Here is a 10,270-nt window from a genome sequence, read left to right on the forward strand (position 1 = left end):
TTACGACAGGCTGGTTCCAATGCTGATTAAAGAACATTTCGGAGACCCGGGTGTTCTTACACGGCAGTTCCCCTACATGAAGTCGACGTATCTATGGAAAAACGACGACTTTATCATCACGGCAAAAGCCCTTACAAACCGGAATAGCAAGTATCATGAGCTTGAACGGCAGGCCGTAGAGCTTCATCGGGCCGGATCTTGGCGGCTTTCCAGTGAATATTGGCTAATTGCCGCTGGCTGGCGTCGTAATATGATGGACGCAGGCAATGAACAACACGTAGAGGCGTTGCAATTCGTGCTTCGTCATGTCGAGTACAACAGAGCACTAGCTGAATGGAAAAAGAAGAAACTCAGCCGAAATGCTATGCCCTATCCTGATCAGTTTGGGCTTCCGGAAGAGTAAATTCCAATATCTTTTTTAAGAACCGGTTTTTGAATTTTCCAGTGTAAGCACAGCACTCAATTTTACATACTCTCTTATATCTTTTTTGAAATTTTAAAGGGTGAGAATTTATGAATTCTCACCTCAAAACAATAGTATTTTTATGAATAGATCTACGTAAAATATTTTTGACCTGGTATCCCATTTATTATGGTGTCTCTATAATTCCAGAGGCCGCAAGATCTTATAGAAAATAGCTGCTTTTTAATATCACCCATTGTCATTCAACATTGATATCTGAACACCTTCAAGCGCGCTCGCTTGAAGGTGATAGACCCAAGAAGGATGCTGATGCGTTCTTTTCCTCAGAGATCCTCTGAGGACGAAAAATACGATGAAGCGCTTTTACAATCACCGCGATACTCTTGTTAAAGAAGGTCTTGACGGTCTTCTGAGATCATCCGTCGGGCATCATCTCTGCCGGCTTGAAGGACACGAGAATATCCATGTCGTTCTCAGAAGAGACTGGGATAAGTCGAAAGTAGCTATCATTTCTGGCGGAGGCTCAGGCCATGAGCCAGCCCATGCTGGTTTTGTTGGCAAAGGCATGCTGACGGCAGCAGTCTGCGGTGCGCTCTTCGCCTCCCCCAATGTGGATGCCATTCTCGCCGCCATCCTTGAAGTGACAGGCGACGCGGGATGCCTCCTGATCGTTAAGAATTATACCGGAGACAGGTTGAATTTCGGCCTTGCCGCAGAGCAGGCCCGCACTCTTGGAAAGAACGTTGAACTCGTCATCGTGGCCGATGATATTGCACTTGGCCGCGGACCTCATGCCCGAGGTATCGCTGGAACAGTTCTTGTTCAGAAAATCGCGGGACATCTGGCAGAAACAGGGTCTAGCCTGGAAGAGGTAAAACAGGCTGCCACTGATGCCATCCAATCAACGGCATCGATTGGCCTCGCTCTAACAGACGTCAATGTTTATGATGTGGAGCATAAAACGCGGCTAAGTGACTCAGAGGCGGAACTAGGCCTTGGCATTCACGGCGAACCTGGTGCTGAGCGGATCTCTGTAGATCAACTCGATGTTTTGGTTAATAAAGCAGTAGATACACTCGAAAAAATTCTAATAGATGATAAGCAAGTCATTATGGTCAATATGCTGGGTGCAGTTCCAGTGCTGGAGGCTCAGGCCATAGTTGACGCTCTTTCCAGAACTGCATTTGCAAACCGAATAGAATTTATTATTGGGCCTGCCCCGATGATGACTTCCTTGGATATGTATGGATTTTCTTTATCCGCCATGCCCGCCAGAGAAGACTTCATCGAGGCGTTGAAATCCACTGTTGAGCCTTGGGCTTGGCCAGGCTTGGCCCCTTTTAAGGGAGTGCAGACAAAGCAAACCCCAGCCTTGCCTGAAACTTTTTCCTATGAGCCCTCATCCGACGCTTATGTAGAGAGCCTTATCACTCACGGCGCAAAGATCCTCATAGACAATGAAAAAGATCTCAATGCGCTTGATGCTCTGATCGGCGATGGCGATGCAGGCTCAACTTTCGCTGAGGCGAGCCGCGTTATTCTCAAAGAAATCAGCCATCTTCCTCTCGCTTCCCCCCAACATCTTTGTGAAACGATAGGAAGGCTTCTCGCGCGCAATGCTGGTGGCTCCAGTGGCGTTTTGTTGTCCATCATGTTCGCCACAGCAGGACAACAGCAGGATTGGCGCACCGGGCTTGAGGCAGGTCTAGACCGTATGCACAGATACGGTGGAGCGTCTCAAGGAGATAGAACAATGCTTGATGCGTTGTTTCCAGCAATAACGGCACTTCAAAATGGAAATCTCCAACAGGCTGCCAAGGCTGCTCGTGAAGGTGCTGATGCCACCCGGAAGATGCCAGCACGAGCTGGTCGCGCAGCTTACGTTCCAAAAGAACAACTCAAGAATATCCCTGACCCAGGGGCAGAAGCGATTGCTCGCCTGTTGGAAGGACTGTCAAGTTTAACTTGAAGAGTAGTGGCGCTTTAAAATTTTCATTGCGCGTTGTTACGATTTTCAGAAATCGCCAACAACGCGCAAAAAATATTATCCTACAAAATTTCAACAATTCCACAATACGTACAATATATATTTAATTTGTATAAAATTAAATCATACCTTACCTTCCCTGAAGTATGAAAAATTATTCCAAATATCATTACTATACGAAAATCGTATGCCATACTCGAATTACGAGAATCATATTATCCATAAACAAATACAAAAAATATAACTATAAAAATATTTTTATTCTATTTACTTATCACTCTCATATATTTCTACCACCCACTCAATCATGCCAAAAAAAATCGTTACCACATCAAACTGTTGCACAAAAAATACACATGATTTCATAAATCATTCGTTTCTGCATCAGAACCGCTTGCTTGGTTGCAATTAATATTGAATCAGCAACAAAATGTAGCGTTCCGGACGGCTGATCCGTGATCCCAACCGTCATCGAAAGAAACCCATGATGTATCGAAGCAGAAAGCGACGTCGTACAATCATGCTTTTTGGTGCTACTGCGCTGGCATCAACCTCTATGTACGCAGGTGCGTCGAAAGCACAGACCGTCAGCCAGGGCGCAGGCACCGCTGGTAACCAAAATCCAGCTGTGATTGCCCCTCATCATCGCGGCAAGAGTGTCAGCAAGAAAAAAACACACACACAAACAGTCAAACCCTCGGGAGCTGAAGCTCCAACAGGCTCAGCAATAACGACTGACAACGCTGCCAACAGGCGCGTCATTGCTGATGCGAAGGCGCAAGGAGCCGCGCCTCGGTCCAGAGAAGAGAACGTTGTTGTAACAGGAACGCTCTTCAGTGATCCAAACGCGACCAATGCGTCGCCGATTGAACACATCACCCGAATGGACATGCAGCGGCGCGGTCTCAAGACAGTGACCGACGTGCTCCAGTCCCTGTCAACGAATGGCGCAGGCAATCTGACAAACGGCTGGTCTGCTGGTGGTGGTTTCGCAACTGGTGGGTCTGCTCCGTCGCTTCGTGGCCTCTCTACCGACTCAACTTTGACGCTCATAGACGGCCAGCGCCTCGCCTATTACGGCCTCGCTGACGATGGCGAGCGCAATTTCGTTGATACCAACTGGATCCCGATGTCGATCATGCAAACGGTCGATGTTCTTGAAGACGGTGGCTCCGCAACCTACGGCGCCGACGCTGTCGCAGGCGTCGTCAACATGGTGACACGCAAGGAAATTCAAGGCGTTGAGGGAAATGCTGAGGGCGGTCTGTCCCAGCGTGGCGATGCCGGTCATCAGCGTCTGTGGGCAACATATGGCCACGGCGACCTGCACCGTGACGGATACAATTTCTATATCAACTCCGAATATCAGCAGGATGACCCTCTCTACTACCGTCAGCTTCAGTCCCCCTACAATAGTGGCGACCTGACAGGTATTGGAGGTGGAAACGCCAACTATAACACCCTGCTCCCGGATGGAACGATCAGTCCTTTCGGTGTAACGCCTGCGGCTATCGTCCGACGTAGCGATGGAGCAAACAGCGGAACAGGGGCGTGGCAGCTTCTGAATCCTTCTGCTGGATGCGGCTCTTTTGGATCGATTGTTACTGGTAGTGTCGTGAGTGGCGATAACGGTAAAAGCCAGACCTGCACTATGAATTCGCAGCGTTATGCTCAGGTCGCGCCGGACATTCGTCGTATCAATGCCACCGCGCATCTTACGGTGAACGTGACACCGCGTTCCCAGCTCGTGGCCATGTTCAATTACTCACAGGCCATGACGACTGTTACAGGGACACCAACAACCACAAGAACTTACAGTCAGGCTGAATTGGCAAACACGCTAAGCACGCCAATTCCTGCTTATCTTCCAAACGGGCAGCTCAACCCTAACGATCCGTTCGCTGCCGAAGGCAAGGCTGCAGAGGTCGATTACCGTTTTGCAGACCTTCTTCCAACAACAACTGAATTTAATCAGAACTTTCGCGGGTCCGTCCGCTACGCAGGCTGGGAGCCCTCTGACTGGGGTTCAGACTGGCATTATAATGCCGATTTCGTAGGCATGGCGACGCGTCTGACCCAGACCATCACGGGCGTCCCCACAATCAACAGTCTTGAGAACGCGATTACAAGCGGCGACTATAACTTCGTCGATCCTTCGCAAAACTCACAGGCCGTTCTGAACGCGCTGGCTCCTCGGAGTGTTATTACAGCAACCACATCTGAATATTCTGGGAATCTGACAGCCAACAAAGGTCTTTTCAAGCTTCCGGGTGGCACAGCCAACCTCGCAATTGGCGCCAATTTCCGCCATGAAGCATTGAACGATCCGTCAGCCAATCCGCTAAATATCGCGGATCCTGGGGCACAGTATGTTGGCACGATCAATCCCGTGAATGCAAAAGGAAGTCGTTGGGTTGAATCTGGCTTCTTTGAAGTCGGCTTACCATTCCATAAAATGGTCAATGTGGACGTCTCGGGTCGTTACGACAATTACAACGAAAGCACGGGCAACAGCTTCCACCACTTTTCACCTAAAGTGGGCCTACAGTTCAAACCAACGAAAATGCTGACCCTTAAGGGAACATTCAACCAAGGTTTCCGAGTTCCCAGTTTCTCTGAAACCGGTGGCTCGAACGTCGGTTACGTGACCTATGATCCGTCTGCTGTCACATCCTTCGTCAATCAGCATCGGAGTGCTGACGGCTCAGCCAATACCTACGCCCAGCCTTATTCAATCGGTGAAAATACGTCTGGCAATCCAAATCTTCGTCCAGAAACATCGACCGGTTTTTCAGGGGGACCAGTATTCAAACCAACCGACTGGCTAACAATCAGTGCGGATTACTACTATATTCGCAAAAACCACTATATTGCGCCTAATCCCTATGGTGTCGCTGCTATGGCGACCGACTATCTAGAGGGGAATGCTCTCCCAAGCGGCGTAACCGTCACCCCTGACGTTGCTGACACGCAGAACCCAAGTGGACAGCTACGCCCTGGCTTGATCAACCTTGGCTACGTTAACACCAAGAAGCTGATCACGGATGGTTTTGACCTGAAAATCCAGGCACAAAAGCACCTGCCCGGTCCTCTTCATGAGGTTCTCTGGGTGAGTAAGGGCGAAGCGACTTTTGTCCATCGTTACAATATCTATCTACCTGCCTCATCGGGTGGCGGTGTAGAGCGCTTTGCAGGAACACTTGGCCCCTACAGTGCAGTTTCGTCCTCAGGAACACCACGCTGGCGCGCGAACTGGGCCAATACTTTCATGTGGAAGGGGCTCTCCGTCACACCGACCGTATATTACACAAGTGGTTATCGCCTGACTGCGGACGACTATTCCGGAGCCGGCACAAGCGGCGGTTGCGCTAACGTAATCTCCAACAGTGCGTACTATCCCTCCCAGTGTCATGTAAAAGGTTTCTGGGATGTTGATCTGACGGTCAACTATCAGGTGAACCGCCGCTGGAATATTTACGCGAACGTCTACAATCTTCTTGGCTTCCGAGCACCGTATGACTTCGGTACATATGGCGGCTATCTTTATAACTCTTCCTGGGCTCAAAATGGCGTTGTCATGCGGTCGTTCCAGTTCGGTGTAAACGTTACGCTGTAGTCCTCGACGCTTGTTTATTGTGATATTAAATTCTTACTAATTTAGGGGGAGTTAATAGGCTGCCTGCGGACGAGTAAATAATTCGTCCGCAGCTTTATCCAAGAAGGCCACGATAGATCCCCAGGCTGACGGTTACGACATGGAGAGGACCATGAAAGAATGGTCGGCCTTATGCACGCATCTTCTCGATGTGGTTGCGCAGTCCTTGCAGCATCGCCAGTCTACTCCCTTTTCGGCCTTTGTGTGAAGAAATGACCTGCAGGGCCCCATGGATCATCAGATCTTAACGAAATCTATCACTGTCATAGCCCGGATCGGCAAATATGGTCTCGCAGACTGAAACCCGGCAGTGTCAGCAGCACGTCTAGTAGTTTTGTAGCCTGAAACTTTTCCACCGGTGAGGACAAAGCCCAGAGGACGTCCCTGACTATCGTATCTGGCCACAATCTTGCGTTCAAAGTGTCATCACGTAATTTCTAAAAAATTTCCAGATGAGCCCCTCTTTTGCAACTGTGGCATATGAATAGGCTCGAATTCCGTGCTGTCGACAATATGCTGCCGTTCATCGGTCAGCCCCATATCAGAAGAGCGAACCATCATCATTCGATGCATGAGAAATAAAATCGCAAACCACCTAATCAATGACTATTTATCGGACCTTTAATATCCAGACGATCTGTTAATTTCTCCAACCATTTCCGCCCCCTTCTCAAACTGCAGGATATTTTTCAAAATCATTTCTCCACCTGTTTCAGCATGCGAAGAACTTGCTATGTGCGGCGTAAGGGTAATCAAAGGATGGTTCCAGAACGGGTGGCCCTCAAGAAGGGGCTCCGGATCGGTCACGTCAAGAACTGCTTGGCTCAGCAGTCCCTCATCCAACGCTAAAAGCAAATCATCCTGTGCAAGATGACCGCCCCTCCCACAGTTGATAAGACAGGCCCCTTTGGGAAGCTTGGCAAATAATTCTTTGTTCAAAATCCCTTTTGTGGCGTCAGTCAGGGGCATCAAGCATACAAGGACATCCGTGGCCGCTAGAAAAGCATCCAGTTCTTCAGGCCCTGCGTAGCTTTTAATTCCGGGGATATCATGTCGGCTTCTGCTCCAGCCATGACAGACGTATCCAAACTGCGACAGCTTTTTCAGGACAGGCGTACCAAGCGCTCCCATGCCCATCACCCCAACCCGAAACAGGCTTGAAGATACGTTTGGCGTACCTTTCCAGATATGCGCCGCTTGCTGACGCGCGTACTGGAACATATTCCGATGGTAAGAAAGAACAGCCCAGAGGACGTATTCTATCATTCCCTCCGCCAAGCCTGGCTCCATCATACGGACGACCCGGACATTTTCGGGGATTGAGGCAAGGTTCAGTTGATCCACACCTGCACCGACAGAAAAGAGCACCTCAAGATTAGGAAAGTTTTCTGCCAGATTTTCCGGTGGCTGCCACGCAGCCAGATAGCGAACTTTCTGCGGATCGCCGGTCTCAGGCCAGACATGAAACGCAAGTTCAGGCAGTTCGCTAGCGAACATTGGCTTCCACAGACGCGCACGCTCTTCAGTAGATTTCAGCACAAAAGACATTTCAATAATCCTTAACCGAGAGCCTGACTGGTCAGAGCAAAATATTGCGGAGCATTTTCAGAGATCACCACAGGCTCGGTCGACATTGTGTTGACGACGTCCACGCGGATCAGCCCCATTTCATCCAGCCAGCCTGAGAGACCAGATGAAGTCGGCGTATCAATTCTGATAAATTCTCCACCATACGTACCAATCCAATGAGAAATGAGCGCCTTTGCCTGCTCTATCGTTTCCGCTGCGACAGGACCAATCAGCCATCCCCACCCGAACCGACGGCAGAACGAGTATCCCCGGATCCCCTCTTCCGTATCGATCACCACACCTTTGGCGTTCTGCACCAGATCTTTAACAAGCGCCGATCGATCCATCCCAGTAGCGGCCCTGTCGAACGCTATGAGATCCTGAAGATCATACTGAACAACCGGACGCAGCCGCTGGCCCGTATCCAGAGCGATGATTGGAGAGGACACACCATTACCCTGATGCTGCTCCACAATCCCCGTCGGAACAAAGCCCAGTTTTTCATAGAGAGACTGGCCAGCCGGCGTCGCATTAAGGGATATTGAGCGGCCAGGCAGAAGCCTGCGCACCGTGGTCAGCATGTTTGTGCCGATGCCATGTCCTTGCCACGCACCGTTGACAATAATGAGCCCGACTGTGGCGTGACGCTCCCCAAACGACCACCACATTATAGTGCCTATGATTTCTCCACTTTCCAACGTCGCCACTAACCCATGACCAAGACGCAGCATGAAATCCCAGTCTTCAAGGCGGTGCGGCCATCCCAATACCTTTGAAAGACCCGATGCCGCCCCCAGATCTTCCTCGGTCATACTCCGGAGGTTAATGGCCGTCTGTTCACGTACATTCGCATTTTCCAGGCTCATAACGAACGCTCCGTGTTTCTGGTAAGACTTTCGATCAGAAATGCTGGCTTCAGAATGGGAGATTTTATAACAATATAACTAAAGTACTTCTCGATACCGATATTCTGATCCAGAAGAGCTTCGATTGTTTCCTGATAATGATCAATGTTTCTGACCATGAATTTCAGAAGGTAATCGTACCCACCACTGATAAGATGCGCCTCCACCAGAGATTCCACTTTCTGCATTGCAGTCTCAAAGCGAAAAAAATCATCCCGCCTGTGATCTGAGAGTGTGACCTCTGTAAAGACAGTCATGACGCTTGAGATTTTTTGCAGGGCAATCTGCGCCCCATATCCCACAATGTAGCCGGCTGCTTCCAGCCGCTTGACGCGAATGAGACATGGACTGGCAGACAGACCAACGCGGTTTGCCAGTTCCACATTAGTCAGCCGGCCATTCTTCTGCAGCTGAGCAAGGATTTTAAGATCAATACGATCAAGCTTGGGCGCGATTGCCATAAGTCAGGCCATTCTCTCTTCAACGACGATCATTGTGCAGTCGGCAGTCCAATGTGAAAGCTCTTCACTTCCAGAAATTCTTCGAGGCCCAGCGCGCCCCCTTCCCGCCCGAGCCCGGACTGCTTCACGCCCCCGAAAGGTGCTGACACAAGGGAGATGGAACCGGTGTTCAGTCCTACCATGCCAAAATCGAGAGCCTCGCCAACCCGCCAACCTCTCGCGATGTCATTCGTGAAGAAATAGCTCGCCAGACCGAAGGGGGTAGCATTGGCCTGCTGAACGGCATCCTGCTCGTTATCGAAGCGGAACACGGGCAGGATCGGACCAAACGTTTCTTCCTGTGCAATCCGCATCTCGGACGTCACATCCGCCAGCAGCACGGGAGAGGCGAACCGACCGTTTTTGTCAACCACGTACCTTCAACCTTCACGAAGGCAGTTAAAGGGATCTTCGACCAAAAAGCCCGTTTGGACGATCTCTTATTTGATATGTTTGGAGTAGTTTATATGATCATCGGCTATGCTCGGGTTTCCACAGAAGAGCAAAGACTGGATTTGCAGATCCAAGCGCTCCGGGCTGCTGGTTGTAGTCGCATTTTTACCGATCAAGGAGAATCCGGAAGTAAATTTTCTCGTTCAGGTTTGGACGCTACAATGAAAAATCTCCATGAAGGCTGCACTCTCGTAGTCTGGCGACTTGATCGACTTGGTCGCTCTTTGTTCGGATTAGTTCAACTCATGGAAAGGTTAAGCAAGCAAGGAATACATTTCCGGTCGATAACGGAGCATATTGATACCGCGTCCTCCGGCGGCCGCCTGATGTTCCATATGATGGCTGCCTTAGCCGAGTTCGAACGATCCATCATTGCGGAAAGAACCCGAGCGGGCCTTGCAGCTGCGCGAGTGCGAGGTAAGACGTTGGGCCGTCCTCGTCTGCTTTCCGAAGAGGATCTGGATATTGCGCTGTCTCGCCTAGAAGACGGGGCCGAAGACTTGATCGACATAGCTCGTTCCCTAAATGTTTCCTCCAGGACACTTTCACGGCGTCTTTTAAGCGCGAGAGTTCGTAAAAAGACATGTCTGCAAGTCTCTCTTACACCAGATCATGATTCATTATCTCTCTAGCACTACTTTGGCAGAATAGAGTTAGGATGTCTTTTGAGTGTCCATCCGCAATGAGGGCATTGTGTCGGGGGTGAACGAGACATGCGGTCAAGGATGGCCTGGCGCACTGCTGGCAGACTGGGTTGCGGTGGCGGCCCGARGGCTC

7 protein-coding genes and 1 pseudogene are annotated in these 10,270 nt (G+C 50.1%); 4 read left to right on the forward strand and 4 right to left on the reverse strand.

Annotated features, from left to right (window positions below; genetic code table 11):
* Positions 1-19: 19 nt before the first annotated feature.
* From KP705_RS03780 to KP705_RS03790, 3 genes are all read left to right on the forward strand, one after another.
* A complete protein-coding gene (locus KP705_RS03780) occupies positions 20-403 on the forward strand; it encodes a hypothetical protein (protein WP_046901986.1) in 384 nt (127 codons plus the stop codon).
* Positions 404-776: 373 nt separating this feature from the next.
* Positions 777-2,393, forward strand: a complete 1,617-nt coding sequence (locus KP705_RS03785; RefSeq protein ID WP_046901987.1) for a dihydroxyacetone kinase subunit DhaK — start codon at positions 777-779, stop codon at positions 2,391-2,393.
* A 538-nt stretch (positions 2,394-2,931) separates the two neighbouring features.
* Positions 2,932-6,027 carry a TonB-dependent siderophore receptor gene (locus tag KP705_RS03790; RefSeq protein WP_152659267.1) on the forward strand — a complete coding sequence of 1,032 codons (3,096 nt, stop codon included), beginning with the start codon at positions 2,932-2,934 and terminating at the stop codon, positions 6,025-6,027.
* A 660-nt stretch (positions 6,028-6,687) separates the two neighbouring features.
* Here the strand turns inward: KP705_RS03790 and KP705_RS03795 are convergent.
* The 4 genes and pseudogenes from KP705_RS03795 to KP705_RS03810 form a co-directional block, all read right to left on the reverse strand.
* Positions 6,688-7,614 carry a glyoxylate/hydroxypyruvate reductase A gene (locus KP705_RS03795; RefSeq protein ID WP_046901989.1) on the reverse strand — a complete coding sequence of 309 codons (927 nt, stop codon included), beginning with the start codon at positions 7,612-7,614 and terminating at the stop codon, positions 6,688-6,690.
* A gap of 11 nt (positions 7,615-7,625) precedes the next feature.
* Positions 7,626-8,501: a GNAT family N-acetyltransferase gene (locus KP705_RS03800; RefSeq protein WP_215764058.1), complete on the reverse strand. Its 876-nt coding sequence runs from the start codon at positions 8,499-8,501 to the stop codon at positions 7,626-7,628.
* Entirely contained in the window at positions 8,498-9,001 is a 504-nt protein-coding gene (locus KP705_RS03805; protein WP_046901991.1) for an Lrp/AsnC family transcriptional regulator, read from the reverse strand. Before KP705_RS03805 ends, KP705_RS03800 begins: the two co-directional genes overlap by 4 nt.
* Positions 9,002-9,030: 29 nt before the next feature.
* Positions 9,031-9,411, reverse strand: a pseudogene (locus tag KP705_RS03810) (aldehyde dehydrogenase family protein); the annotation flags it as partial.
* Positions 9,412-9,507: 96 nt separating this feature from the next.
* On the opposite strand from KP705_RS03810, the gene KP705_RS03815 reads away from it, so the two are divergent.
* Positions 9,508-10,125 (forward strand): recombinase family protein, encoded by a 618-nt coding sequence (locus tag KP705_RS03815; RefSeq protein WP_046901993.1) that lies wholly within the window; start codon positions 9,508-9,510, stop codon positions 10,123-10,125.
* Positions 10,126-10,270 lie beyond the last annotated feature (145 nt).

Origin of the sequence: Gluconobacter sp. P1D12_c (assembly GCF_018812105.1) — a bacterium.
Lineage (GTDB): Bacteria > Pseudomonadota > Alphaproteobacteria > Acetobacterales > Acetobacteraceae > Gluconobacter > Gluconobacter oxydans_A.

Bases quoted from the DNA above. Each gene is read 5' to 3' on its own strand.
- KP705_RS03780 (WP_046901986.1), top strand. From the start codon at position 20: ATGCTGATTAAAGAACATTTCGGAGACCCGGGTGTTCTTACACGGCAG.
- KP705_RS03785 (WP_046901987.1), top strand. From the start codon at position 777: ATGAAGCGCTTTTACAATCACCGCGATACTCTTGTTAAAGAAGGTCTT.
- KP705_RS03790 (WP_152659267.1), top strand. From the start codon at position 2,932: ATGCTTTTTGGTGCTACTGCGCTGGCATCAACCTCTATGTACGCAGGT.
- KP705_RS03795 (WP_046901989.1), bottom strand. From the start codon at position 7,614: ATGTCTTTTGTGCTGAAATCTACTGAAGAGCGTGCGCGTCTGTGGAAG.
- KP705_RS03800 (WP_215764058.1), bottom strand. From the start codon at position 8,501: ATGAGCCTGGAAAATGCGAATGTACGTGAACAGACGGCCATTAACCTC.
- KP705_RS03805 (WP_046901991.1), bottom strand. From the start codon at position 9,001: ATGGCAATCGCGCCCAAGCTTGATCGTATTGATCTTAAAATCCTTGCT.
- KP705_RS03815 (WP_046901993.1), top strand. From the start codon at position 9,508: ATGATCATCGGCTATGCTCGGGTTTCCACAGAAGAGCAAAGACTGGAT.